Source organism: Actinomadura sp. RB99, from assembly GCF_014706005.1.
Lineage (GTDB): Bacteria > Actinomycetota > Actinomycetes > Streptosporangiales > Streptosporangiaceae > Spirillospora.
This window is the reverse complement of the sequence record NZ_JABMCA010000003.1, coordinates 158,096-182,379: the sequence shown is the minus strand read 5'-3', so window position 1 is coordinate 182,379 and position 24,284 is coordinate 158,096. Positions and strand designations below refer to the sequence as shown.

Annotated in this window: 21 protein-coding genes; 11 read left to right on the top strand and 10 right to left on the bottom strand. The window is 72.0% G+C overall.

Annotated features, from left to right (window positions below):
* Window positions 1–21: 21 nt before the first annotated feature.
* From amrb99_RS04420 to amrb99_RS04410, 3 genes are all read left to right on the top strand, one after another.
* Window positions 22–3,069, top strand: coding sequence for a glycoside hydrolase family 38 C-terminal domain-containing protein (locus tag amrb99_RS04420; RefSeq protein ID WP_190852540.1), 3,048 nt, complete (start codon window positions 22–24; stop codon window positions 3,067–3,069).
* On the top strand, window positions 3,066–4,301 hold the full coding sequence (locus tag amrb99_RS04415) for an enolase C-terminal domain-like protein (RefSeq protein WP_190852538.1): 1,236 nt from the start codon (window positions 3,066–3,068) through the stop codon (window positions 4,299–4,301). The genes amrb99_RS04420 and amrb99_RS04415 overlap by 4 nt, the downstream gene beginning before the upstream one ends.
* A gap of 83 nt (window positions 4,302–4,384) precedes the next feature.
* On the top strand, window positions 4,385–4,855 hold the full coding sequence (locus amrb99_RS04410) for a GNAT family N-acetyltransferase (protein WP_190852534.1): 471 nt from the start codon (window positions 4,385–4,387) through the stop codon (window positions 4,853–4,855).
* Between the two features lie 55 nt (window positions 4,856–4,910).
* Here the strand turns inward: amrb99_RS04410 and sodN are convergent, their stop codons facing one another.
* Window positions 4,911–5,339: a superoxide dismutase, Ni gene (gene sodN / locus amrb99_RS04405; RefSeq protein WP_173099294.1), complete on the bottom strand. Its 429-nt coding sequence runs from the start codon at window positions 5,337–5,339 to the stop codon at window positions 4,911–4,913.
* A gap of 183 nt (window positions 5,340–5,522) precedes the next feature.
* Between sodN and sodX the strand changes: the two genes are divergently transcribed.
* Window positions 5,523–5,936 carry a nickel-type superoxide dismutase maturation protease gene (gene sodX / locus amrb99_RS04400; protein ID WP_241755228.1) on the top strand — a complete coding sequence of 138 codons (414 nt, stop codon included), beginning with the start codon at window positions 5,523–5,525 and terminating at the stop codon, window positions 5,934–5,936.
* A 70-nt stretch (window positions 5,937–6,006) separates the two neighbouring features.
* Here the strand turns inward: sodX and amrb99_RS04395 are convergent, their stop codons facing one another.
* On the bottom strand, window positions 6,007–7,197 hold the full coding sequence (locus tag amrb99_RS04395; RefSeq protein WP_190852532.1) for an NADP-dependent malic enzyme: 1,191 nt from the start codon (window positions 7,195–7,197) through the stop codon (window positions 6,007–6,009).
* A 355-nt stretch (window positions 7,198–7,552) separates the two neighbouring features.
* Here amrb99_RS04395 and amrb99_RS04390 point away from each other — a divergent pair, with 355 nt between their 5' ends.
* The 4 genes from amrb99_RS04390 to amrb99_RS04375 all read left to right on the top strand — a co-directional run bounded on the left by amrb99_RS04390 (window position 7,553) and on the right by amrb99_RS04375 (window position 11,414).
* A complete protein-coding gene (locus amrb99_RS04390) occupies window positions 7,553–8,524 on the top strand; it encodes a transporter substrate-binding domain-containing protein (RefSeq protein WP_190852531.1) in 972 nt (323 codons plus the stop codon).
* Window positions 8,525–8,528: 4 nt separating this feature from the next.
* Window positions 8,529–9,476 (top strand): amino acid ABC transporter permease, encoded by a 948-nt coding sequence (locus tag amrb99_RS04385; protein ID WP_190852528.1) that lies wholly within the window; start codon window positions 8,529–8,531, stop codon window positions 9,474–9,476.
* Between the two features lie 86 nt (window positions 9,477–9,562).
* Window positions 9,563–10,315 carry an amino acid ABC transporter ATP-binding protein gene (locus tag amrb99_RS04380; protein WP_190852829.1) on the top strand — a complete coding sequence of 251 codons (753 nt, stop codon included), beginning with the start codon at window positions 9,563–9,565 and terminating at the stop codon, window positions 10,313–10,315.
* A gap of 130 nt (window positions 10,316–10,445) precedes the next feature.
* A complete protein-coding gene (locus tag amrb99_RS04375; protein WP_190852525.1) occupies window positions 10,446–11,414 on the top strand; it encodes a zinc-binding dehydrogenase in 969 nt (322 codons plus the stop codon).
* A 72-nt stretch (window positions 11,415–11,486) separates the two neighbouring features.
* Here amrb99_RS04375 and amrb99_RS04370 read toward each other — a convergent pair whose 3' ends face one another.
* The 6 genes from amrb99_RS04370 to amrb99_RS04345 form a co-directional block, all read right to left on the bottom strand.
* Window positions 11,487–12,230 carry a PadR family transcriptional regulator gene (locus tag amrb99_RS04370; protein WP_190852523.1) on the bottom strand — a complete coding sequence of 248 codons (744 nt, stop codon included), beginning with the start codon at window positions 12,228–12,230 and terminating at the stop codon, window positions 11,487–11,489.
* 1 nt (window position 12,231) lies between these two features.
* Window positions 12,232–13,056, bottom strand: a complete 825-nt coding sequence (locus amrb99_RS04365; RefSeq protein WP_190852520.1) for a DUF4097 family beta strand repeat-containing protein — start codon at window positions 13,054–13,056, stop codon at window positions 12,232–12,234.
* Window positions 13,057–13,183: 127 nt separating this feature from the next.
* Window positions 13,184–13,363, bottom strand: a complete 180-nt coding sequence (locus amrb99_RS04360; RefSeq protein ID WP_190852518.1) for a DUF6104 family protein — start codon at window positions 13,361–13,363, stop codon at window positions 13,184–13,186.
* Between the two features lie 94 nt (window positions 13,364–13,457).
* The gene (locus tag amrb99_RS04355) at window positions 13,458–17,180 is read right to left on the bottom strand and encodes a multifunctional oxoglutarate decarboxylase/oxoglutarate dehydrogenase thiamine pyrophosphate-binding subunit/dihydrolipoyllysine-residue succinyltransferase subunit (protein WP_190852515.1); all 3,723 of its coding nucleotides are present in this window, start codon (window positions 17,178–17,180) and stop codon (window positions 13,458–13,460) included.
* Window positions 17,181–17,383: 203 nt separating this feature from the next.
* Window positions 17,384–18,055: an AIM24 family protein gene (locus amrb99_RS04350; protein WP_190852513.1), complete on the bottom strand. Its 672-nt coding sequence runs from the start codon at window positions 18,053–18,055 to the stop codon at window positions 17,384–17,386.
* Window positions 18,056–18,161: 106 nt separating this feature from the next.
* A complete protein-coding gene (locus amrb99_RS04345) occupies window positions 18,162–19,082 on the bottom strand; it encodes a glutathione S-transferase C-terminal domain-containing protein (RefSeq protein ID WP_190852511.1) in 921 nt (306 codons plus the stop codon).
* Window positions 19,083–19,339: 257 nt separating this feature from the next.
* On the opposite strand from amrb99_RS04345, the gene amrb99_RS04340 reads away from it, so the two are divergent.
* Window positions 19,340–20,038, top strand: a complete 699-nt coding sequence (locus amrb99_RS04340) for a DedA family protein (protein ID WP_190852509.1) — start codon at window positions 19,340–19,342, stop codon at window positions 20,036–20,038.
* A 16-nt stretch (window positions 20,039–20,054) separates the two neighbouring features.
* Here the strand turns inward: amrb99_RS04340 and amrb99_RS04335 are convergent, their stop codons facing one another.
* Window positions 20,055–21,134: a dihydrodipicolinate reductase gene (locus amrb99_RS04335; RefSeq protein ID WP_190852507.1), complete on the bottom strand. Its 1,080-nt coding sequence runs from the start codon at window positions 21,132–21,134 to the stop codon at window positions 20,055–20,057.
* A gap of 270 nt (window positions 21,135–21,404) precedes the next feature.
* Between amrb99_RS04335 and amrb99_RS04330 the strand changes: the two genes are divergently transcribed.
* The gene (locus amrb99_RS04330) at window positions 21,405–22,307 is read left to right on the top strand and encodes an SDR family oxidoreductase (protein ID WP_190852504.1); all 903 of its coding nucleotides are present in this window, start codon (window positions 21,405–21,407) and stop codon (window positions 22,305–22,307) included.
* A gap of 4 nt (window positions 22,308–22,311) precedes the next feature.
* On the top strand, window positions 22,312–23,106 hold the full coding sequence (locus tag amrb99_RS04325) for an enoyl-CoA hydratase-related protein (RefSeq protein WP_190852502.1): 795 nt from the start codon (window positions 22,312–22,314) through the stop codon (window positions 23,104–23,106).
* A 215-nt stretch (window positions 23,107–23,321) separates the two neighbouring features.
* Here amrb99_RS04325 and amrb99_RS52215 read toward each other — a convergent pair whose 3' ends face one another.
* Window positions 23,322–24,041 carry a hypothetical protein gene (locus amrb99_RS52215; RefSeq protein ID WP_347256526.1) on the bottom strand — a complete coding sequence of 240 codons (720 nt, stop codon included), beginning with the start codon at window positions 24,039–24,041 and terminating at the stop codon, window positions 23,322–23,324.
* Window positions 24,042–24,284: the final 243 nt, after the last annotated feature.

The following is a 24,284-nucleotide window of genomic DNA, read 5'->3' as shown; positions in this document are numbered from 1 at the left end:
AGTCATTCTGAGAGGACACGGATGACCAGTCGGCTCCTGACGGAGAGCCTCGGTTCCCCGGACTACGACGGAATCCGCGCCGCCCTCCGCCACGACACCTCCGCGGAGGTGCTCGCGGTCCGCGGGCTGTCGGTGCGGGCGGCGGTGCTCCCGCTGTTCAGGCGGGACGCGGCCGGCGCGCTCCGGCAGGCCGTCCGGATCGAGGCGGGCCCCGGGCTGACGCTGCGGCTCGGCGACGCCGAGGAGCGCACCGACGACGCGGGCCGGGCGACCCTGCTCGTCCCGGCCGTCGACGCCCCGCGCCGCCTCACGCTGGAGGTGCGGGACGGTGCGGGCCTCGTCGGCGCCGCCCCCCTCGACGTCACCCCGCAGCGCAAGTGGAGCGTCTTCGTCGTCCACCACTCGCACCTGGACATCGGCTACACCGACACCCAGGGCACCGTGCTGCGCCACCACCTGGACTACCTGGACGCGGCGCTGCGGCTGTCCCGGGAGACCGACGGCCGGCCCGACGACGCCCGGTTCCGCTGGTCGGTGGAGTCGTCGCTGCCCGCGCTGCGCTGGCTCGCCACCCGGCCGGACGACCAGGTCGCCGAGTTCGTCGACCGGACCCGGAGCGGGAACATCGAGGTCACCGCGTTCCCCATGCAGCTGCACACCGAGGCGTGCTCGACCGACGAGCTGTACCGGCAGCTCCGGTTCGTCAAAGACCTGCGGGACCGGCACGGCATCGACGTCCGCTCGGCGATGCACACCGACATCCCGGGCGCGGTCGTCGGCGTCGTCGACGCGCTCAACGCCGCGGGCGTCCGGTACCTCGCGGCGGCGCACAACTGGGCGGGACGCTCCGTCCCCTACATCACCGGCGGCGACAAGCTCGGCCGCCCGTTCCGCTGGCGGGCGCCGAGCGGCCGCGAGCTGATCGTGTGGTTCACCGACACCCCGCACGGCATGGCCTACATGGAGGGCAACACCGTCGGGCTGGTCGACGGCTACGACCTCGCCGAGGACCTGCTCCCGCGCTACCTGTCCTCCCTCGCCGACCGGCCCTACCCGTACGGGCCGGGCACCTTCGGCTGGTACGCGGCCCCCGGCCAGGTCGGCGCCGACAAGGCCCCCGACGTCCTCGACGCCGTGCACCTGCGGGTGCAGGGCGCGCACGCCGACAACGCCGGCCCGTCGATCATGCCCGCGGACATCGCGCTGCGCTGGAACGCGACCTGGGAGTACCCGCGGCTGCGGATGGCGACGAACGCCGACTTCTTCGCGCACGTCGAGGAGCACCACCACGACCGGCTCCAGGTCCACGAGGGCGACTGGACCGACTGGTGGGCCGACGGGCTCGGCTCCGGCGCCCGCCCGCTCGGCCACGTCCGGCGCGCCCAGAACGTCCTGCGCACCGCCGAGACCTTGCACGCCCTCGCCGGCGCCGAGGCCGAGGGGCTCGACGACGCCTACGACAAGGCCGCGCTGTTCGACGAGCACACCTGGGGCGCCGCCAACCCGTGGGAGGACGCCGAGGAGGGCACCGACTCCGGCGGCCTGCAGTGGACCCGCAAGTCCGCGGTCGGCTACCAGTCCTACGACGACGCCCTCGACCTGCTGCAGGCCGGGGCGCGGCGGTTCGGCGCCGCGCTCGCGCCCGCGCCGGACGCGCTCGCCTCGTTCGCCGTCCTGAACCCGGGGTCCGCCGCCCGCACCGACGTCGTCCGCGCCTTCCTGCCGCGCGACGTGGTGCCCGTCGACATCCCCGTGACGCTGCTCGACGCCCGCACCGGTGAACCGCTGCCGCACCACGAGGAGGAGGTCGACCCCGACGAGTGGCCGACCCGCCCCATCGGCCGCCACCTGGAGGCCGTCGTCCCGGACGTCCCCGGCATGGGACGCGTGCGGCTGGACGTCGTGCGCGGCGAGGCCCCCGCGCCCGCGCCCGTCGACCTCGGCCGCGACGGGGTGATCGAGAACGAGTACTACCGCGTCACCTACGACCTCGCCGAAGGCCACCTCTCCTCCGTCTTCGACAAGGCCGCCGGACGCGAACTGGTCAACGCCGACGCCGCCGCCGGGTTCGGGCAGTACGTCTACGACCGGTACGCCACCGCGCCCCACTTCAACCACATGTCCGGGCACATGCTCGTCCACGACCGGACGCTCCTCGGCGACCGGGCCCTCGGCCGGCACGCCGCCGTCGTCAGGTGTGAACGCACCCCGGTGGGAGAACGCCTCATCGTGGAGCTCACCGGAAAGGGCGTCGACTGGATCCGCACGACCCTCGACCTGCACGCGGGCGTGCCGCGCCTCGACCTGCGCTTCCAGCTCGGCAAACAGCCCACCGCGACCAAGGAGGCGGTGTTCTTCGCCTTCCCCTTCGCGGCCGGCGGGCCGCCCGCCGCGTGGGAGCTGACCGGCGGCGTCGGCGGCACCGGCGTGCCCAGCGTCCCCGGATCGGCCGAGCACATGCGCCCGATCCGGCACTGGGTCGCGTTCGAGGACCCCGACCTGACCGTGGCGTGGGCGACGCTGGAGGCGCCGCTCGTCCAGTTCGGCTCCATCCACATGCCGTACGCGCCGTTCCCGCCCACCGTCGACGACGAGCCCGCGACGGTCTACTCCTGGGCGCTGAACAACATCTGGGACACCAACTTCCCGTCCCAGCAGCAGGGCGAGACCACCTTCCGGTACGCCGTCGCGTCCGCCGCCGGCGGGCTCCCGGGCCGGCGGCTCGGCGCCCTCGCCGCCGCCGGGCTCACCGACCCGTTCGTCGCGACGCTGACGACCGGCGCCGGGACCGCGCCCGCCGCGCCGGCCGAGGCGTTCGCGTCGGTCGACGACCCCGACGTGCAGGTCACCTCGATCGGGCGGAACGGCGCCGACCTGGTCGTCCGGCTCCGCTCGCTCGCCGCCGCGCCCGTGGAGACGACGCTGACCGTCCCCGGGATGCGCCGCGCGATCGTCGACTCCGGGCTCGGCCGCGACGCCGCCGAGGCGCCCGTCCGCGACGGCGCCGCGACCGTCCGCCTGCCCGCCTGCGGGATCGCCGCCGTCACGGTGAAGGGGAACACCGAATGAAGATCACCGGCATCCGGGCCACGACCGTCGCGGTCCCGCTGGAGGCGCCGCTGCTGCACAGCAACGGCGCGCACTGGGGGCGCTTCGTCCGCACGATCGTCGAGGTCGAGGCGGACAACGGCCTCGTCGGGCTCGGCGAGATGGGCGGCGGCGGGCAGAGCGCCGAGGACGCGTTCCGCGCCCTCGCGCCCTACCTGGAGGGCCACGACCCGTTCGAGCTGGAGGCCCTCCGCTTCAAGATCGCGAACCCGACGGCGAGCCTCTACAACAACCGCACCCAGATGCTCGCCGCCATCGAGTTCGCCTGCCTCGACCTGGTCGGCAAGCACCTCGGCGTCCCCGTCCACGACCTGCTCGGCGGCCGGGTCCGCGACAGCGTCCCGTTCGCGTCCTACCTCTTCTACCGCTACCCGGGCGCGGACGGCCGGACGCCGGAGGTCCGCACCCCCGAGCAGCTCGTCGCGCACGCCCGCGACCTCAAGGAGCGGCACGGCTTCGCCGTCCACAAGCTGAAGGGCGGCGTCTTCCCGCCCGGCTACGAGCTGGAGTGCTACCGGGCGCTCGCCGAGGCGTTCCCCGGCGACCGGCTGCGCTACGACCCCAACGCGGTGCTGAGCCTCGACGAGGGGCTCCGGTTCGCGAAGGCCATCGAGCACATGAACAACGACTACCTCGAAGACCCCGTCTGGGGCCTGGAGGGGCTCCGGCTCGTGCGCGAGAAGACCCCGACGCCGCTGGCCACCAACACCGTCGTCGTGAACTTCGAGCAGCTCGCCACCAACGTGCTGCACCGCGCCGTGGACGTGGTGCTCCTCGACACCACGTTCTGGGGCGGCATCCGCGCGTGCGTCAAGGCGGCCGGGATCTGCGACACCTTCCAGCTCGGGGTGTCGGTCCACTCGTCGGGGGAGCTCGGCATCCAGCTCGCCACCATGCTCCACCTCGGCGCCGTCCTGCCGAACCTCACCTACGCCGCCGACGCGCACTACCACCACCTCGCCGGCGACGTCATCGAGGGCGGCCCGTTCCGGTACGCGGGCGGGCGGATCGCGGTGCCGTCCGGGCCCGGCCTCGGCGTCACGCTCGACCGCGACAAGGTCGCCGAGTACGCCGAGCTCTACCGCGAGCTCGGCGGCTACCCCTACGACCGCGACCCGGGCCGCCCCGGCTGGTACCCGCTCGTCCCGAACCAGCGGTGGGCAGACCCGGACAAGCCGTTGGTCGCCCTATAGATCCGGAGGCGCCGCTGGAGGCGCCGCCGGGCGCGCTCTGGCCGGGGGCGGCGCACGCGGCGGCCTGGCATAGCCTTTCCGGCATGATCCGCCCAGCCGTTCCCGACGACGTCCCCGCGATCCTCCGGCTCATCCGCGAGCTGGCGGAGTACGAGCGCGCCCTGCACGAGGTGAAGGCCACCGAGGAGCAGCTGCACGCGAGGCTCTTCGGCGACGACCCGCGCGTCCACGTGCTCATCGCCGAGCACGAGGGCCGGGTCGCGGGGTTCGCCGTGTGGTTCCTCACATTCTCGACGTGGAACGGCACGCACGGCATCCACCTGGAGGACCTGTTCGTCGATCCGGCCGTCCGGGGCCACGGCCACGGCAAGGCGCTGCTCACCGAGCTCGCCCGCATCGCCGACGAGCGGGGCTACGAGCGCGTCGAGTGGGACGTCCTCGATTGGAACGAGCCCGCCATCGGCTTCTACCGGTCGCTCGGCGCGCGCCCCCAGGACGAGTGGACCACCTACCGCCTCACCGGCGACGCCCTCACCAAGCTCGCCCGCTCCTGACGCAACGACCGAGGCCCGGCCCCCGCGGGGGGCCGGGCCTCGGTGTTCAGGCTGGTCAGCCCTGCTTCGTCTCCCAGAAGATCTTGTCGATCTCCGAGATCTTGCCGAGCAGGTCGTCGGCGACCTTCGGGTCCATGCTGCCCTTGGTGCCGGAGGCGCCGGCGAGCTTGGTCGCCTCGTTGAACAGCTGGTGCAGCTGGGGGTACTTCTCGAAGTGCGGCGGCTTGAAGTAGTCGGTCCACAGCACCCACAGGTGGTGCTTGACCAGCTCGGAGCGCTGCTCCTTGATCAGGATCGCGCGGGCGCGGAACTCCGGGTCCTCGTTGGCCGCGTACTTCTCGCAGATCGCCTTGACCGACTCGGCCTCGATCCTGGCCTGCGCCGGGTCGTAGACGCCACACGGCAGGTCGCAGTGCGCGGAGACCGTGGTCTTCGGGCGCAGAAGCTTGAACACCTGCGATTCCCTTCCCTCGTTGCGGATCATGCTCAGGTCACCGACATTACCCTTGTGCCCCGGGGCCCGTCCGGCCAGGGCGCTCGGTATTTCGGCCTAGGACCCGGACCGCGGCGCGACCCGGAACCCCTTCCAGCGGTGAGATGTACCCGTGGCCGCGCGACTATGCGGCCCGGCGCGCGAAAGCGCCCGTGCACGAAGGCGAGGAGAGCGATGCGGATGCGCCACCCGGTGGCCTGGACGCTCGGCGGTGCGCTGCTGCTGGCGCTGGCCGGGACGCGCGGGCGGCTGCGGACGGTCGCCGTGGACGGCGACTCGATGCTGCCCGCGCTCGCGCCGGGGGACTGGCTGGTGGTGCTGGCGGGCGTCCGGCCCCGCCCCGGGGACGTCGTCGTCGCGAGGCACCCGGAGCGGGCGGACGTGCTGATCGTCAAGCGGGTGGCGCACCGGTCGGGGACCGGCTGGTGGCTGGAGAGCGACAACCAGCGCGCCCGCGGCCGCCGCGACAGCTGGGACTTCGGTGCCGTCCCGGACGGCCACGTCCTCGGCCGCGTCGTGGCCCGGTACTGGCCGTGGCGGCGCGCGTCCGTCCGTCCGGGGGCCGGTCGGGCCGTGGACGGGCGGTAGGAGGCGGCGCGGTCCGCGCCCCGCGGGTGGGGAGCGCGGCCCGGCGCGAGGCGCGGCGGAGCGGGGCGGATCAGATGCGGTTGACGCCCTCGGCGCGGGCCTGCGCGGCGACCGCGGCGGTGACGGCGGGCGCGACCCGGTCGTCGAACGGGTTGGGGATGATGTAGTCGGCGGTGAGGTCGTCGCCGACGATGTCCGCCAGCGCGTTCGCGGCGGCCAGCTTCATGCCCTCGGTGATGGAGTGCGCGCGGACGTCGAGCGCGCCGCGGAAGATGCCGGGGAAGGCGAGCACGTTGTTGATCTGGTTGGGGAAGTCGCTGCGGCCGGTCGCGACGACCTTGGCGTGCCGGCGCGCGACCTCCGGGTGCACCTCGGGGGTGGGGTTGGACAGTGCGAACACGATCGCGCCGTCGGACATGGTGGCGACGCACGACTCGTGGACGGTGCTCCCGGACAGGCCGATGAACACGTCGGCGCCGCGCAGCGCCTCCTCGGTGGAGCCCTTCAGGTGCGACCGGTTGGTGATCGCGGCGATCCGCTGCTTGACGGGGTTGAGGCCGTCGCGGCCCTCGTGGATGAGGCCCTTGCTGTCGGACAGCGCGATGTCGCCGATGCCGGCCTCGATGAGGATCTGCGAGACGGCGATGCCGGACGCGCCGGCGCCGGCCACGACGGCGCGCAGCTCCGACAGCGGCTTGCCGACGAAGCGGGCGGCGTTCTTCAGCGCGGCGAGCGCGACGATCGCGGTGCCGTGCTGGTCGTCGTGGAAGACGGGGATGTCGAGGGCCTCGCGGAGCCGGTCCTCGATCTCGAAGCAGCGGGGGGCGCTGATGTCCTCGAGGTTGATGCCGCCGAAGCTCGGCGCCAGCCGGATCACGGTGTCGACGATCTCGTCGACGCCGGTGCAGTTCAGCGCGATCGGCACGGAGTCGACGTCGGCGAACTCCTTGAACAGCAGCGACTTGCCCTCCATGACGGGCATGGACGCGGCCGGGCCGATGTCGCCGAGGCCGAGGACGGCGGTGCCGTCGGTGACGACCGCGACGACCTTGGACGTCCAGGTGTAGTCGTAGGCGAGCTCGGGGTTGTCGGCGATGGCGGTGCAGACCCGGGCGACGCCGGGCGTGTAGGCGAGGGACAGATCGTCCTTGTTGCGGACCGGGATGGTCGACCGCATCTCGAGCTTGCCGCCGCGGTGCAGCGGGAAGGCCGGATCGTCGTCCAGTGAGAGCGGTTCGGTGGGAATGGGCTCGGCAGCCACAGCGACCCCTGTCAGTGAAAGTTGGCTTTCGGGCGATGCCGCCGCGGTGGTGTGGTCTGGTGGCCGTCACCTGGTGGACATCTCGCGACGTACGGGGGTCACCCGTTGTCCGATTGTGCCACACGGGGTCCCGCCGATCCGGGGCGCGGGGCGGTGGCGACCGTCACTGATCGTCGCGGACGGTGCGCGGATCATGGCGTAGAGTGCTGGAGCCCGAGGTGGCGACGGGGGTGCCGGGCTGCCTCGTTGTCCGATTGTGTCGCACCCTTTATCCGCATCGGCCCTGGTGTGCGCCAAAATGTGCACTTGACCTCAGGATCCGTGCGGATCCGATGCGACCTCTGGAGGGGGACCTGTGATCACTGGTTCTCTGCGCCGCCACGCCCTCGCGGCGGGCGCGCTCGTGCTGACAGGCGCCCTCGCCCTGTCGGCCTGTGGCGACGACAACGGTTCCGGTGGCGGCGCCGCCGCGCCGACCAAGTCCGTCGGGGACATCTTCTCCGGCATCACCCAGGACGCCTCGCTGAACGCCAAGCTGGCCCCGGACGTCAAGTCCGCCGGCAAGATCACCGTCGGGACCGACCCGTCGTACGCGCCCAACGAGTTCTACGACACCGACAACAAGACGCTGATCGGCATGGACCTCGACCTCGGGAAGGCGCTGGGCAAGAAGCTCGGCGTCGAGTTCGCCTTCCAGAAGGCCGGCTTCGACGCGATCATCCCGGGCATCAAGTCCGGCCAGTACCAGCTCGGCATGTCCTCCTTCACCGACAGCAAGGAGCGGGAGAAGACGGTCGACTTCGTCACCTACTTCACCGCCGGCTCCGCGCTGATGGTCAAGAAGGGCAACCCGCAGAACCTCAAGCCGGACGACCTGTCGCTGTGCGGCAAGAAGGTCGCGGTCGAGAAGGGCACCGTCCAGAACGACGAGGTGTCGTCCACGGTCGACGCGGCCAAGGGCCTCGGCACGCGGACGAAGAAGTGCAAGGACGCCGGCAAGCCCGGTCCGGTCGGCCAGCCCTACCCGGACCAGAACGGCGCGAACCTGGCGCTGAGCAGCGGCCGCGCGGACGCGGTGCTGGCGGACTCGCCCGTCATCGACTACGCGGCCAAGCAGTCCGGCGGCCAGTTCGAGGTGTCCGGCGCGACCTACGACACCGCCCCGTACGGCATCGCGGTCGGCAAGCAGCTCGGCACCACCAAGGACGCGATCCTCGGCGCGCTGAAGGCGCTGCAGGCCGACGGCACGTACAACAAGATCCTCGACAAGTGGGGCATCACCAGCGGGGCCAACACCTCGCCGCAGATCAACGGCGCCACGAGCTGACCGGATGACTGTCACGGACGAGACGTCGCGCGAGGGCCGGCCCGAGGAGATCCGGGCCGTCCCCGTGCGCCACTGGGGACGCTGGGTCGCCGCGGTGATCATCGCGTACATCGCGGTGTGGGCGGTCTACAGCGTCGTCAACAACCCCAACTTCGGCTGGGACGTCATCGGCCAGAACTTCACCATCACCGCGGTGATGACCGGCATCGGCAAGACGCTGGAGCTGACCGCCATCGCGATGGTGATGGGCGTGGTCGGCGGCGTGCTGCTGGCGATCATGCGGCTGTCCCCGAACCCGCTGATCTCCGGGTCCGCCTGGCTGTACATCTGGGCGTTCCGCGGCACCCCCGTGCTGGTGCAGATCCTGCTGTGGGCGTTCATCAAGGCCCTCGTGCCGCAGCTGTCCATCGGCATCCCGTTCGGCCCGACGTTCGCGCACTTCGACGCGAACTCGCTGATCACCCCGTTCGTCGCGGGCTGCCTCGGGCTGGGGCTGAACGAGGCGGCGTACATGTCGGAGATCGTGCGGGCCGGGATCCTGTCGGTCGACCAGGGCCAGGCGGAGGCGGCGAGCGCGCTCGGCATGAGCCGCGCCAAGACGATGCGGCGGATCGTGCTGCCGCAGGCGATGCGGGTGATCATCCCGCCGACCGGCAACGAGACGATCTCGATGCTGAAGACGTCCTCGCTGGTGTCGGTGATCGCGGTGCCCGAGCTGCTGTACTCGGTGCAGATCATCTACGGCCGGACGTACCAGACGATCCCGCTGCTGCTCCTGGCCAGCATCTGGTACCTGATCATGACGTCGATCCTCACGGTCGGGCAGTTCTACCTGGAGCGCTACTTCGGGCGCGGCACCGCGCAGCGGCAGACGATGCTGGAGCGGATGTGGGCGGGGATGCGCAACTCCCGGCGCGCCTACCGGGAAACGGTGGAGGGGAGGGAACGATGAGCGGACCGAGCCTGGACAAGTCCGGCGCGGAGCCCGCGGACGACGTGCCCCCGGGCGCCGTGCCCACCGCCTCGTCCGGCGGGCCGATGGTGCGGTCCGAGGGCGTCTGCAAGTCCTTCGGCCGGCTGGACGTGCTCAAGGGCATCGACCTGGAGGTCATGCCGGGTGAGGTGATGTGCGTCATCGGCCCGTCCGGGTCCGGCAAGTCGACGTTCCTGCGCTGCATCAACCACCTGGAGAAGATCAACGCCGGGCGGCTGTGGGTGAACGGGCACCTGGTCGGCTACCGGGAGCGCGGCGGCAAGCTGCACGAGCTGCGCGAGAGCGAGGTCGCCGCGCAGCGCCGCGACATCGGCATGGTGTTCCAGCGCTTCAACCTGTTCCCGCACATGACGGCGCTGGAGAACGTCATGGAGGCGCCGGTCCAGGTCCGGCGGATCCCCCGGGCGAAGGCGCGGGAGGCGGCCGTCGCGCTGCTGGAGCGGGTCGGGCTCGCCGACAAGGCGCGCAGCTACCCCTCGCAGCTGTCCGGCGGGCAGCAGCAGCGCGTCGCGATCGCGCGGGCGCTGGCGATGGAACCGGCGCTGATGCTGTTCGACGAGCCGACCTCGGCGCTCGACCCGGAGCTGGTCGGCGAGGTGCTGGAGGTCATGAAGCAGCTCGCGGTGGACGGCATGACGATGATCGTCGTCACCCACGAGATGGGCTTCGCCCGCGAGGTCGGCGACTCGCTCGTCTTCATGGACGGCGGCGTCGTCGTGGAGAAGGGCACGCCCCGCGAGGTGCTCGCGAACCCGCAGCACCAGCGCACGCAGGACTTCCTGTCCAAGGTGCTCTGACTCCGCGCCCGGGGCGGTGGCCCCGGCGCTCCGGGGTCCGCCCCGGAGTTCGCGGAACGCGTTCCGGACGGCCCGTCCCCCGGTGGGGGCGGGTCGTCCGGCGTCCCGGCCGGGCGGTTAGTGTGCGTTCATGTTCGCTGTCACGGCCACACAGATCGACGCAGACAATCCGCTGAACGGGCTGACGCTGGGCGAGCGGCCCGATCCCGAGGTGCCGGACGGCTGGACGACCGTCACGGTGAAGGCCACCGCGCTCAACCACCACGACCTGTGGTCGCTGCGCGGCGTCGGGCTCCCCGCCGACCGGCTCCCGATGATCCTCGGCTGCGACGCCGCCGGCGTCGACGAGGACGGCAACGAGGTCATCGTGCACTCGGTGATCGGCGACCCGGAGCGCGGCGGCGGCGACGAGACCCTCGACCCGAAGCGGTCGCTGCTGTCGGAGCTGCACCAGGGGACGCTCGCCGAGAAGGTCGCGGTGCCGCGCCGCAACCTCGTCCGCAAGCCGGCGGAGCTGTCGTTCGAGGAGGCCGCGTGCCTGCCGACGGCGTGGCTGACCGCCTACCGGATGCTGTTCGACAAGGCGGGGCTCCAGCCCGGCGCGACGGTGCTGGTGCAGGGCGCGGGCGGCGGCGTCGCGACCGCCGCGATCGCGCTGGCGTCGGCGGCCGGGTTCCGGGTGTTCGCGACGAGCCGCAGCGAGGCCAAGCGCAAGCGCGCCCTGGAGTTCGGCGCGGACGTCGCCGTGGAGTCCGGCGCGCGGCTGCCGGAGCGGGTCGACGCGGTCATCGAGACCGTCGGCCAGGCGACGTGGTCGCACTCGCTGAAGTCGCTGCGGCCGGGCGGCCGGATCGTGGTGTCCGGCGCCACCAGCGGCCAGGTGCCCCCGGCGGAGCTGAACCGGGTGTTCTTCCTGCAGCTCCAGGTCGTCGGCTCCACGATGGGCACCCGGGAGCAGCTCGAACGGCTCGCGCGGTTCCTGGTGAAGACCGGCACCCGCCCGCTGATCGACCGGACGCTGCCGCTGTCGCGGGCGCGCGACGGCTTCGCCGCGATGGAGGAGGGCGACCTCTTCGGCAAGATCGTCTTCACCCCGTGACCGCCGCGGCGGGCCGTCGTCACGCGGCGTCCCTGACGGCGGCCCGCCGCGCCTCGGCGGCGGAGGGGACGGTCAGTCACGGTCGCGGTCGCGGTCGCGGTCTCGGTCGAGGATCTCGGTGCGCAGGCGGTCGCGGGTCTCGTCCAGGAGCGTCTGGACGGCGGCCAGGTCGTCGTCGCTGAGGCGGGACCGCTTCGCGGCCTTCCGGACGTCCTCGACGAACCGGCGCAGCAGGCGCTCCAGCTTCAGGCGGGCGATGTCCTCGCGGCTGCCGGTCGCCGTCTTCCAGGCGTCCTCCCAGTTCTGCCGCCACTCCTCCTTCCACGCCTGCTTCTGCTCGCGCCAGAAGTCCTTCTGCCGCCGCCACTCGTCCTTCTGCCGGTCGGTGGTCTCCTTCCACGCCTCCTTGGATGTGGTCTTCCCCTGGTCGCGCATCGTCCGCGCGGCCTGCGTCAGCTCCTCGCGCAGCGACCTGACGGTCTGCCGGACGTCCTGCTGCACACCGCGCGCGAACTCCTGCGCGGACGCGGTGATCTCCTCCTCCAGCTCGGCCAGCTCGTCCATCCGGCGCTCCAGCTCCTCGCGGCCCTTGTCGGTCAGCGAGTACACCTTCTTGCCCTTGACGACCTCGTGGGTGACCAGGCCCTCGGCCTCCAGCCGGGCCAGCCGCGGATAGATCGTCCCGGGGGAGGGCGAGTACACCCCGAGGAAGCGGTCCTGCAGGATCCGGATCACCTCGTAGCCGTGCCGCGGGCTCTCCTCCAGCAGCTTCAGCAGGTACAGGCGGAGCCGGCCGTGGCCGAAAACGGGGCTCAACTCACTTCTCCATTCGCGGGGTGCTGATCTCCGGGGCCGCGTCGTCGCGGCCGAGGAGGGTGATCGAGCCGGACACCGAGTTGACCGACAGCCGGCCCGACCCGTCGCCGATCTTGCCGGAGACGGTGGTGGCGACGGCCCGGTCGGTGCGGCCGAGCTCGGGGAAGGACGTCTCGATCCGGCCGGCCGCCGCGTTCAGCGTCACCCGCGCCCCGGCGGACTCGGGGATCCGCAGCGCGACCTCGCCGGAGACCGTGTTGACCTCCACCCGCCCGTCGCCGACCAGGTCGACGTCGGCGGCGATGCGGCCGCTGACGGTGCGGGCGGTGAGCTGCTCGACCGCGCCGCCGGCCAGCGCCAGGTCGCCGGAGACGGAGGTGAACGACACCGTGCCGTCCAGGCCCTGCGCCTCGATGTCGCCGGACACCGTGTTGGCGTCGACCGCGCCGGTCACCCCGTCCAGCGTGATGCCGCCGGACGCGCACTTGATGGACGTGCGGGCGGTCAGCCCCGTGATCATCGCGTCGGCGGACACCAGGTTGACGGTGACGGGGCAGTCGTGCGGGACGGTCACCGTGATCGCGGCGCGGGCGTTGCGGGTGCGCAGCCAGCTGAGCACGCCCTCCAGGAGCCGGTCGTGCGCGATGGTCAGCATCCCGGCCTCGTGCGCGATCACCAGCGGCGGCCCCTCGACCTCGCTGATCATGACGGACGGGCGCTCGTCGGAGGCGAGCACGGAGACGGTGCCGGCGATCAGCGTCGTGCGCAGCGTGACCACGCCGTCGAAGTCGAGCGTGGTCGGTTCGTCGATCGTCCAGCGCGGCATCGCCTCATGCCCTTCGTCCGAGGGTTTCCTTCGAGTAACACGATATGTCGCGTCACTCAAAAGTCAAGATGTATCGCGAACCCCGGCGCTCCGCCCCCGCCGCGCCCCGGCGCGCGTCAGCGCGGCGTCAGTCCTCGTCCTCGTCGTCGAGGCGGGCCAGCCAGGTGGCGAGGCGTTCCACCGGCGTCTCGAACTCGGGGTTCAGGTCGACGAACTCGCGGAGCCGCTCGGCCAGCCACGTCAGGCTGACCTCCTCCGCCCCGCGGCGCTCGGCGAGCTCCTCGATGCCCCGATCGGTGAAGTACATGTGATGGGTTCCCTCTAACGCAGTCGCTCCGCGTCCCGCCGCCACGGCGGCGGGACGCGGAGCGACACGGCCTGCCCGTCAGCTCACCAGAGCGTCAGAACAGCCTGGACAGCAGCGCCTCCTGCTCGGCCTGGTGCAGCTTGGCCGAGCCGACGGCGGGCGAGGACGACGCCGGGCGCGACACCCGCGACATCTTCAGCCCCTCGATGTGGTGCGGCAGCTTCAGCGCCATGAACGGCCAGGCGCCCATGTTCGCCGGCTCGTCCTGGACGAAGACCACCTCGACGCCGGCCGGGTACTTCGCCAGCTCCGCCCTGATCTCGTCGACCGGCGGCGGGTACAGCCGCTCGACCCGCACGATCGCGGTGTCGTTGGCGCCCGCGGCGTCGCGCGCCTTCGCCACGTCGTAGTAGATCTTGCCGGTGGTGAGCAGCACCCGCTTCACGCCCGCCGGGTCCACGGCCGGGTTGGCCTCCGGGATGACCGGCTGGAACGCGCCGTCGGTGATCTGCTCGACCGGCGACGTCGCCGCCTTCAGCCGCAGCAGCGACTTCGGCGTGAACACCACGAGCGGCTTGCCCCGGCCGGACAGCACCTGCCAGCGCAGCAGGTGGAAGTAGTTCGCCGGCGTCGTCGGGTAGGCGACCGTCATGTTGTCCTGCGCGCACAGCTGCAGGTACCGCTCGATCCGCGCGGACGAGTGGTCGGGGCCCTGCCCCTCGTAGCCGTGCGGCAGCAGCAGCACCAGGCTGGAGCGCTGGCCCCACTTCTGCTCGCCGGACGAGATGTACTCGTCCACCACCGACTGGGCGCCGTTGGCGAAGTCGCCGAACTGCGCCTCCCACGCGACCAGCGCGTCCGGGCGGGTCATCGAGTAGCCGTACTCGAAGCCCATCGCCGCGTACTCGCTGAGCAGCGAGTCGTGCACGTAGAACTTCGACACGCCCTGCCCGAACTGCTTGAGCGGGGTGTACTCCTCGCCGGTCTTGCGGTCGACGAGCACCGCGTGCCGCTGCCCGAACGTGCCGCGCCGGGTGTCCTGCCCGACGAGCCGGACCGGGTGGCCGTCCATCAGCAGCGAGCCCATCGCCAGCAGCTCGCCGGTCGCCCAGTCGATCGCGTCGTCCTCGATCATCTGCGCGCGGCGCTGCAGGATCGGCTGCAGCCGCGGGTGCGGGGTGAACCCCTCCGGCAGGCTGACCTGCGTCTCGATGATCCGCTTGACGGTCTCCTGCGGGATCGCCGTGCCGGCCCCGCCGTGGTCGATCGGGATGCGCTCCTCGACGTCCGGCTTGACGACCGAGCCCGGCTCCAGGGGCTTCTTCACGGCCTCGCGGGTCTCGGTGAACGCCCGCTCCAGCTGCTCCTGGTAGTCGCGCAGCGCCTGCTCGGCCTCCTCGACGGTGATGTCGCCGCGGCCGATCAGCGCCTCGGTGTACAGCTTGCGCACCGAGCGCTTGGCGTCGATCAGGTCGTACATCAGCGGCTGGGTGAACGAGGGGTTCTCGCCCTCGTTGTGGCCCCGGCGCCGGTAGCAGACCATGTCGATGACGACGTCCTTCTTGAACGTCTGCCGGTACTCGAACGCCAGCCGCGCCACCCGCGCGCACGCCTCCGGGTCGTCGCCGTTGACGTGGAAGATCGGCGCCTGGATCATCCGGGCCACGTCGGTGGCGTACACGCTGGACCGCGAGTACTCCGGCGCGGTGGTGAAGCCGACCTGGTTGTTGATGATCACGTGCACGGTGCCGCCGGTGCGGTAGCCGCGCAGCTGCGACAGGTTCAGCGTCTCGGCCACCACGCCCTGCCCGGCGAACGCGGCGTCGCCGTGGATCAGGATCGGCAGCACCGTGAACCCGGCCTCGCCGACGTCGAGGAGGTCCTGCTTGGCGCGGACGACGCCCTCCAGCACCGGGTCGACCGTCTCCAGGTGGGACGGGTTCGCGACCAGCTCGGTGTGGATCTTCGAGCCGTCGTCGGCGACGAAGTCGCCGGACGCGCCCAGGTGGTACTTCACGTCGCCGGAGCCCTGCGCGCTGCGCGGGTCGAGGTTGCCCTCGAACTCGCCGAAGATCTGCCCGTAGGACTTGCCGACGATGTTGGCGAGCACGTTCAGCCGGCCGCGGTGCGCCATCCCGATGACGACCTCGTCCAGGCTGGCCTTCGCCGCCGCGGAGATCACCGAGTCCAGCAGCGGGATGACGGACTCGCCGCCCTCCAGCGAGAACCGCTTCTGCCCGACGAACTTGGTCTGCAGGAACGTCTCGAACGCCTCGGCGCTGTTCAGCCGGCGCAGGACGTGCAGCTGCTCCTCGCGGGACGGCTTGTCGTGCGGGACCTCGACGCGCTCCTGGATCCAGGCGCGCTCCTCCGGGTCCTGGATGTGCATGTACTCGATGCCGACCGTCCGGCAGTACGCCATGCGCAGCACGCCGAGGATGTCGCGCAGCTTCATGGTCGGCTTGCCGCCGAACCCGCCGGTCGCGAACTCGCGCTCCAGGTCCCACAGGGTGAGGCCGTGCTTGAGGATGTCGAGGTCGGGGTGGCGGCGCTGCTTGTACTCCAGCGGGTCGGTGTCGGCCATCAGGTGGCCGCGGACCCGGTAGGCGTGGATCAGCTCGTGCACCCGGGCGATCTTGGCGACGTCGTCCTCGTGGCCGGCGGAGATGTCCTTGACCCAGCGCACCGGCTCGTACGGGATGCGCAGCGCCTCGAAGATCTCGTCGTAGAAGCCGTCCTCGCCGAGCAGCAGCTCGTGGATGCGGCGCAGGAAGTCGCCGGACTGGGCGCCCTGGATGATCCGGTGGTCGTAGGTGGAGGTCAGCGTCATCACCTTGCTGATCCCCATCCGGGCCAGCGTGTCGGTGGACGCCCCCGCGAACTCGGCCGGGTACTCCATGGCGCCGACGCCGATGATCGTGCCCTGGCCGGGCATCAGCCGCGGCACCGAGTGCACCGTTCCGATCGTGCCCGGGTTCGTCAGGCTGATCGTGGTGCCCTGGTAGTCCTCAATGGTCAGCTTGTTGCCGCGCGCCTTGCGGACGATCTCCTCGTAGGCGGCCCAGAACTGGCGGAAGTCCAGCGTCTCGGCGGCCTTGATGCTCGGCACGACCAGCTGCCGGGAGCCGTCCGGCTTCTGCAGGTCGATCGCCAGCCCGAAGTTGACGTGCTCGGGCCGGACCAGCACCGGCTTGCCGTCCACCTCGGTGTACGCGGCGTTCATCTCCGGCATCGCCGCGAGCGCCTTGACGATCGCGTAGCCGATCAGGTGCGTGAAGGAGACCTTCCCGCCGCGGCCGCGCTTGAGGTGGTTGTTGATGACGATGCGGTTGTCGATCAGCAGCTTGGCCGGGACGGCGCGCACGCTGGTCGCGGTCGGCACCGCGAGGCTGGCCTCCATGTTGGTGGCCGTCCGGGCGGCGACGCCGCGCAGCCGGACCTCCTCGGCGCCCGCCGGGACCGGCGGCGGCGCCGGCTTGTCCGCCTTCGGCGCCGGCTTGGCGGCCTTGTCGGCCGGCTTGGCGGGGGCCTTCGGCGGCGACACCGGAGGCTGCGGTGTCGGCGGGGCGGCCGCGGTGCCGTTGGCGGCCGCGCCGGCCGCCGTTCCGGTGCTCGTCTGGGGTGCGCCGGGGGACGCGGGGGTCACGGACCCGGGCCGGGTGCCCGGCTGGTAGTCCGCGAAGAAGTTCCACCAGGCTTCGTCAACCGAGTTGGGGTCTTCGAGGTACTTCTGGTACAGCTCGTCGACCAGCCACTCGTTGGCACCGAAATCTGTGATCTTTGGGTCGGCACTAGTTTGCGACGACTCTGTCGACACGGCGGAGATCGCCCTCTTCCGCAGCTCGCAGGTGAGATAAGAGACCTATCAAGGCTACTCGCACTTGACCTCTTCCCATGCCAGCGCGTTGCGATTGCACCCCATTCCCCCACGGCCACAGGGATCTTGCCGAAGCCGAGGCCGCGCCTCCGACAAGATCCGCCGTCCGAAAGGTGACGGAGGTCACCCGCCGCCGGCCCGGCTCAGTGGGTGTGCGGCGGGACGGTGGGGCCCTCGCTGGCCTGGACGAGGACGAAGCCCTGGCCCTGGTAGGCCAGCTGCATGGCCTCGCCGCTGCCGCGGCCGATGAGCGCGGCGGCCTTGAAGGTGCGGTTGACGCCGACCTGGAGGCTGGTGCTCCACGCCACCGCGGACTGGCCGTCGGCGAACGTCGGGGCGCGGCCGCAGTCGAGCATGACCGGGGTGCCGTGCGTGGTGAGCGCGACGAAGCCGGTGCCCTGGAGGGTGGTGTTGAACAGGCCGCCCGCGGCGATGCCGGCGCCCTGGACGCGCTGGATGTCGGACTGCAGGTGCGAGTCGTAGGCCAGGATGTTGGCGCCGTTGACGGTCAGGCCCTCGTTCTCCAGGTAGAAGAGGTGGATGTCGGCGGCGTCGTGCGCGACGAAGAGCAGGCCCTGGCCGCGGACGCGCATCAGCGGGACGCCCTCGCCGGTGACGGCCTTCTTGATGAACTTGCCGATGCCTCCGGCGCCCTCGTAGTCGAACTCCATCTGGCCCTGGAAGGCGACCATGGAGCCCTGCCGGGCGAGGACGTCACCGTTGAGGTGGACGCGGAGCATCTTGGAGTTCTGGAGGGCGAAGTGGCCGGGGAGCTGCTGTCCCTGGTCCATGTTTCCGAAGAACTGGCTGCGCATTGTCGGGGGTACTGCCTCTCACGTCGTGATCGTTCCGGAGATCCGCCAGCATAACGACGGGATCCGACCGGTACGACGTGAAGCGAGCGGCGTTCGGTTCCCGGTGTCAGCCCCCGGTGCGCGCGTCGCGGCCGTGCGGGGCCGTCCAGTCGACGAGCGGGCCCTTCGGGACGACCCCGGACGGGTTGATGTTGCGCTGCGTCACGTAGTAGTGCCGCTTGATGTGGTCGAAGTTCGTCGTCCCGCCGAACGCCGGGATCGAGTAAAGGTCGCGGGCGTAGGCCCACAGGTGGGGATGGTCGACGAGGCGGCGCTGGTTGCACTTGAAGTGCGAGTAGTAGACGGCGTCGAAGCGGGCGAGCGTCGGGTAGAGGCGGACGTCGGCCTCGGTGATCCGGTCGCCGAACAGGTAGCGGCGGTCCGCGAGCCGTTCTTCGAGCCGGTCGAAGGTGGCGAAGAGGGCGTCGAACGCGTCCTCGTAGGCGTCCTGCGCGGTGGCGAAACCGGCCTTGTAGACGCCGTTGTTGACCGTGTTGTAGACGAGGTCGTTCAGCTCGTCGATCTCCGGGCGCAGCTCCTCCGGGTACAGGTCGGGGGCGCCGGGGGCGTGGAGCGCGGTGAACTCCGTCTCCAGCATCGTGGTGATGTTGGGGAAGTCGTTGGTGACCAGCCGTTCCGTGACGGTGTCCCAGATGCACGGGACGGTGTAGCGGCCCTCGAAGGACGGGTCGCTCGCCAGGTACAGCTCGGACAGGAACACGGCGCCGGTGACGGGGTCGCGGTCGGGGAACCGCCAGCCCCGCTCGTCCCTGATCGGGTCGACGACGGCCACGGGCAGCGCGTCCTCAAGGCCCAGCAGCTGCCGGACGATCAGCGAGCGGTGCGCCCACGGGCAGGCGTAGGAGACGAACAGCCGGTAGCGGCCCGGCTCCACGGGGTATCCGCTCGAACCGTCCGCGGTGATCCGCTCCGTGAACCGGTTCGGCTGCCGGACGAAGCGGCCCCGCTCGACTTCCTGTGCGGTCATGTCCGGTTCCTTCCGAAAGTCAACCGTGCGGTGCGACCGTCCGGGGGAGGCGGCCGGGACCCTGGGAGGAGGCGGCCGCCGGCCGGCACGCCTTCCCGGCCACCGGCAAGTCGTCCTTCCGGGGGATCCTGGACCACCGGCCCCGCGCATACGATAACCGTCGGCGGCCCGCGCCAAACGGGCTCGCACGATCGCATGGCACGCAGCAGGGGCCGGCAGCCGGAGGCGGTCCCGGACGGACGAGATGGCGGGGGACCATGCTCGAGACTTTCAACACCCTGGTGGACGGCCTGCCGCCCGGCCTGGTCTACGGGCTGATCGCCGCGCTGGTGTTCGCGGAGGCGGCGCTGTTCGTCGGGTTCGTGTTCCCCGGCGAGACGGCGGTGGTGGTCGGCGGCGTGCTGGCCAGCCAGGGCACGCTCTCGCTGCCGCTCCTGCTGGTCATCGGCGTCGTCGCGGCCGTCGCCGGCGACTCGGTCGGCTACGAGATCGGCAAGAAGTACGGGCCGCGGCTGCTGGACATCCGCGCGGTGTCCAAGCACCGCGCGAAGGTGGAGGGCGCGCAGGACCTGATCCGGCGGCGCGGCGCCGTCGCGGTGTTCATCGGCCGGTTCACCGCGCTGCTGCGGGCGCTGATGCCCGCGCTGGCGGGCAGCTCCCGGCTGCCGTATCCGAAGTTCCTGCTGTTCAACTTCCTCGGCGGCCTGACCTGGGTCGTCACGTTCACGCTCGGCGGCTACTTCGCGGGCGAGGCGTTCGACCGCGCGGCGCAGTGGGCCGGGCGCGGCCTCGCGATCGGGCTCGCGGTGATCGCGGTCGCCGCGATCGTGGTGTGGAGCGTCCGCAAGCACCGCCGGGAGGCCCAGGAGGAGGCCGAGGTCGAGGCCGATGACCCGGCCGAGGCGGAGTCGGGCGACGGCGGCGCGGAGTCCCGCGTCGAGCAGACCCTCCCCTAGCCGTCCCGCCTCCGGGTCACAGGCCGTCCGGAACGGCGGCCTCCATCCGCCCGGTGACCGGCGGAAGGTCCAGGTAGGTGCGGATGCCGGGCTCGGCCGCGCACACGACGGGGATCGAGTTCAGCGCGTGCGCCGCGGCGGCGGAGATCTCGTCGGACACCCACTCGTCGTCGGTGGTCAGCGTGATCGACGGGCGGCCGTGCACCCGCACCGAGTGGCCGGGGTCGCCCCAGTCGGGGATCCGCGCGGCGTCCGCCTTGTGGATCACCTCGACGCTGATCACCGGCCGCCCGCCGGCCAGCCCGCTGAACGTCCAGCGCGCCGCGGCGACCGTGCCGCGCGGGATCAGGCCCGCGGTGATCTCCAGGTCGGTGCCGGCGAGCCGGTAGTCCACGTCCACGTCGATCTCGTCGAGGTCGACGCCGAGCCCGGCGGCGACGAGGTGCAGGCTCTCGGTGTACAGCGACCGCATCGCGGTGCGGGTGGGGCGCAGCGAGCGCAGGAACGCCTCCTCGTCGCGGCCGAACCCGACCATGTGGTGCACCATCCGCCAGGACGGGTGCCGCGCGAAGTCGGAGCACTCGCGGGAGTAGACGTGGGTGATCCGGCGCGACAGCCGGGATAACACCAGCGGCATCACGTCCGCCATGAACCCGGTGTTGAAGCCGGTCCCGTGCACCGACGAGCAGCCCCGCTTGCACGCCTGCTCCAGCTCGTTGACCAGGGAGGGGCCGTGCGCCTGCGGGTAGACCAGGCCGTTCATCGAGATCACGTTCTTGCCGGAGGCCAGCAGCGCGCAGACGGTGTCGAGGTCGGCGAGCGGGTCGCCGGTGCGCCCCGGCGCGTAGACGACGCAGTCGGCGTCCAGGGCGAGGATGGCGGCGGCGTCGCGGGTGGCGGTGACGCCGGTGGGGGCGCGGCCGCTGAGCAGGCCCGCGTCGGCGCCGTCCTTGGCGGGCGAGTGCACCCAGACGCCGGCGAGCTCCAGGCCGGGCCGGTCGAGGACGCCGCGGATCACCGCGCGGCCGAGCGCGCCGGTCGCCCACTGCACGACGCGGTACGGGCGGGGGGCGCTGGACGCGTCGGCAGGGCTCATCGAGACGGGACCTCCGAAGTCGAGGCGGCACCTGTGCGGACCGGGCCGGGTTGCGCGGGTGGGTGTGGACACTACGCCGTACGTCCCGGGGAATGCGGCATTTGCCGCAAGTTTCACTGAAGTCCCACGAAGCACGGTGCTTGCCCGCGCGGCGCGCCGGGGAGGCATCGGAGGGGGCCGCGGCCGAGCGGGATTCGGTTCAGTGGTACCACTGGGTAACCCCCGGATGATTACCTGGGGGCGTAGTCGGTGCGATGTGAGGAGACAGAGATGTCGGAACTGCGCTACGACGGCCGTGTCGCGGTCGTGACCGGGGCGGGCCACGGCCTCGGCCGCCAGCACGCGCTGGAGCTCGCCGCGCGCGGTGCGAAGGTCGTCGTCAACGACCTCGGCGGCGACCGCTCCGGTGTCGGCGCCTCCGCCGGCCCCGCCCAGGAGGTCGTGGACGAGATCAAGAAGAACGGCGGCGAGGCCGTCGCCAACCCCGACAACGTCGCGACCCCCGAGGGCGCGCAGGCGATCGTGCAGACCGCGCTCGATGCGTTCGGCAAGGTCGACATCGTGGTCAACAACGCCGGCATCCTGCGCGACCGGTCGTTCAAGAACATGACCGTCGAGGAGTTCGACGCCGTCATCGCCGTGCACCTGCGCGGCTCGTTCCTGGTCTCCAGCGCCGCCTGGCCGCACCTGCGCGAGAACGGCTACGGCCGCATCGTCAACACCTCGTCGCCCGCCGGCCTGTTCGGCAACTTCGGCCAGGCCAACTACGCCACCGCGAAGATGGGCCTGGTCGGCTTCACCAAGACCCTCGCGCAGGAGGGCGCCAAGTACGACATCAAGGCCAACGCCATCGCGCCGGTCGCCTGGACCCGGATGACCGAGGACCTGCTGCCCGCCGACTTCGCCGACAAGCTCGGCGTCGACCAGGTCACCCCCCTCGTCGCGTTCCTGGTGCACGAGTCCAACCAGGACACCGGCGAGGTCTACACCGTCGGCGGCGGCCGGATCGCCAAGATCTTCGTCGCGGAGGGCCCCGGCTACGGCCAGAAGGAGACCCTCTCCGTCGAGGCCGTCCGCGACAACTGGGCCGCGATCAACGCGAGCGAGCCGCTCGCGGTGTTCAAGAACCCGATGGAGCAGATGGGGCCGCTCATCCAGCAGCTGACCTCCTGAGCCCTTGGACGGGATCAGGCTCGACCGGCGGGACGGGGTGCTCACCATCGCCCTGTCCCGCCCGGAGCGGCTGAACGCCGTCGACGGCGCGCTGACCGAGCGGATGCTGGACGTCCTCAACGAGCTGCCGCGCGACCCGTCCACCCGGGTCGTGGTGCTCACCGGGGACGGCCGCGGCTTCTGCTCCGGCATGGACATCCAGGGCGATCCGGGCCAGGAGGCCGAGGAGGGCCGCGCGCAGCGGCTCTACCGCGGCATCGCCCGCGGCGGCGAGGTCACCGCGCGGCTGCGGGAGATCCCGCAGCCGGTGATCGCGGCGCTGCACGGCCCGGTCGCGGGCATGGGCGTCTCCTGGGCGCTGGCCTGCGACCTGCGGGTCGCCGACCCGACCACCCGGTTCGTCGTCCCGTTCGTGAACCTCGGCCTGTCGGCGGGGGACTGCGGGCTGTCCTGGCTGCTGCCGCGCCTCGTCGGCCCGGCGAAGGCCGCGGAGATCGCCTACCGGGCGCAGCGCCTCGACGCGGCCCGCGCGGAGGCGCTCGGGCTCGTCACCGAGGTCTGCGCGGAGGGCGGCGACCTCGACGCCGCGCAGGCGCTCGCCGACGAGCTGCTCGCCACGTCCCCGTACGGGCTGAGCCGCACGAAGGAACTGCTCAACATGTCCCTGGACGTCCCCGGCCTGCGCCGGCAGATCGCGGCGGAGACCGGCGTCCAGGCCCTCGCCTTCTTCACCGAGGACCTGGCCGAGGGCATGGCCGCCACCATGCAGAAACGCCCCCCGCGGTTCAAGAACCGCTAGCGCCGCCCGCGAGCGACAGCGGCCGGGACCCCGACCTCGGGGTCCCGGCCGCACGCGTATGAGCCTCGGCCACCTCACGGGCAGGCACGCGGAGCGAGTGCAGCGAGCGCAGCGGGCATGCCCGACGGTTGAGGGGCTGTTTCACGCGGAGCGCTAGCGGAGCGTGAAACAGCCCCTCAACCGTGACGGGGGTTCCAGGGGGTCGCCCCCCTGGGCTAATCGGCCAGGGCCAGTGAGAGGGCTTCGACGTAGCGGAGGGCGGCGAGGCGGGCCAGGGCCGGGTGGGGGCCGAGGGGGGCCGCGTACGCGGCGCCGACGGCGGCGGCCGCGGCGGGGACCAGGCGGGCCTCCGGCTCGGGGCCGATGACGTGCGGCGCGAGGGCGACGGACGCGGCGCCGGCGGCGCGCAGCTGCTCGCCGGCGGCCCGGATGCCGGCCTCGTCGGCGAGCGAGGCGGTGAAGACGGGCGCGGCGAGCCGGGAGGCGAGCAGCACGCTGGTCACCTCGGCCTGCCGGACGGCGGTGGCGTCGCCGGGGGTGGCGACGATGACGCCGGTGGCGGCGGTGACCATCGTCATCATCCGGATGCGGTCGGCGCGGGCGAGGCCGGCGTCGGCGAGCCGGTCGTGCAGCGCCTCGGCGATGAGGGGATGCGGGCCGAGCGGCTCGGCGGCGACGGCCCGGACCGGGGCGGCCGCGACGGCGGCGCGGACGGCGGCGTCCAGGGCCGGGTCGGGCCCGGTGGACATCGGCACGACGACGGCCGCGAGCTCGTCCTGGGGGTGGCCGAGGCCGGCGAGGACGGCGTGCAGGTCGCCCTCGCCGCCGTCGAAGTGCCCGACGTAGGCGGGCTGGCCGGTGTGCTCGATCTCCACGAGCCGGGCGAGCTCGGCGGCGATCTCGGTGCCGCCCTGTTGCCGGGCGGGGCCGGGCACGGCCAGGACGAGAGCGGGGGATCCTTGGGGCAGCAGGAAGGACTCGTCGCCGCGATGTCGGCCGCCGCGGGGTGTGCGGCGGCGTCGCGACGGAAGTGCCTCGGATGCCTGGCTTTCGGGACTCACGGCGGGAATGGTAACGCTCCCGGGCGCGGAGGGCGGGCTCCCGCTCCGGCCGAGCGGGCCGGCCGCGCCGTGGCTGCCTGTACTGATCGTCGGTCTCCCTCCCGTGCCGGGCCGGGA

Bases quoted from the DNA above. Each gene is read 5' to 3' on its own strand.
- amrb99_RS04420 (WP_190852540.1), top strand. From the start codon at position 22: ATGACCAGTCGGCTCCTGACGGAGAGCCTCGGTTCCCCGGACTACGAC.
- amrb99_RS04415 (WP_190852538.1), top strand. From the start codon at position 3,066: ATGAAGATCACCGGCATCCGGGCCACGACCGTCGCGGTCCCGCTGGAG.
- amrb99_RS04410 (WP_190852534.1), top strand. From the start codon at position 4,385: ATGATCCGCCCAGCCGTTCCCGACGACGTCCCCGCGATCCTCCGGCTC.
- sodN (WP_173099294.1), bottom strand. From the start codon at position 5,339: ATGATCCGCAACGAGGGAAGGGAATCGCAGGTGTTCAAGCTTCTGCGC.
- sodX (WP_241755228.1), top strand. From the start codon at position 5,523: ATGCGGATGCGCCACCCGGTGGCCTGGACGCTCGGCGGTGCGCTGCTG.
- amrb99_RS04385 (WP_190852528.1), top strand. From the start codon at position 8,529: ATGACTGTCACGGACGAGACGTCGCGCGAGGGCCGGCCCGAGGAGATC.
- amrb99_RS04380 (WP_190852829.1), top strand. From the start codon at position 9,563: ATGGTGCGGTCCGAGGGCGTCTGCAAGTCCTTCGGCCGGCTGGACGTG.
- amrb99_RS04375 (WP_190852525.1), top strand. From the start codon at position 10,446: ATGTTCGCTGTCACGGCCACACAGATCGACGCAGACAATCCGCTGAAC.
- amrb99_RS04365 (WP_190852520.1), bottom strand. From the start codon at position 13,056: ATGCCGCGCTGGACGATCGACGAACCGACCACGCTCGACTTCGACGGC.
- amrb99_RS04360 (WP_190852518.1), bottom strand. From the start codon at position 13,363: ATGTACTTCACCGATCGGGGCATCGAGGAGCTCGCCGAGCGCCGCGGG.
- amrb99_RS04350 (WP_190852513.1), bottom strand. From the start codon at position 18,055: ATGCGCAGCCAGTTCTTCGGAAACATGGACCAGGGACAGCAGCTCCCC.
- amrb99_RS04345 (WP_190852511.1), bottom strand. From the start codon at position 19,082: ATGACCGCACAGGAAGTCGAGCGGGGCCGCTTCGTCCGGCAGCCGAAC.
- amrb99_RS04340 (WP_190852509.1), top strand. From the start codon at position 19,340: ATGCTCGAGACTTTCAACACCCTGGTGGACGGCCTGCCGCCCGGCCTG.
- amrb99_RS04335 (WP_190852507.1), bottom strand. From the start codon at position 21,134: ATGAGCCCTGCCGACGCGTCCAGCGCCCCCCGCCCGTACCGCGTCGTG.
- amrb99_RS04330 (WP_190852504.1), top strand. From the start codon at position 21,405: ATGTCGGAACTGCGCTACGACGGCCGTGTCGCGGTCGTGACCGGGGCG.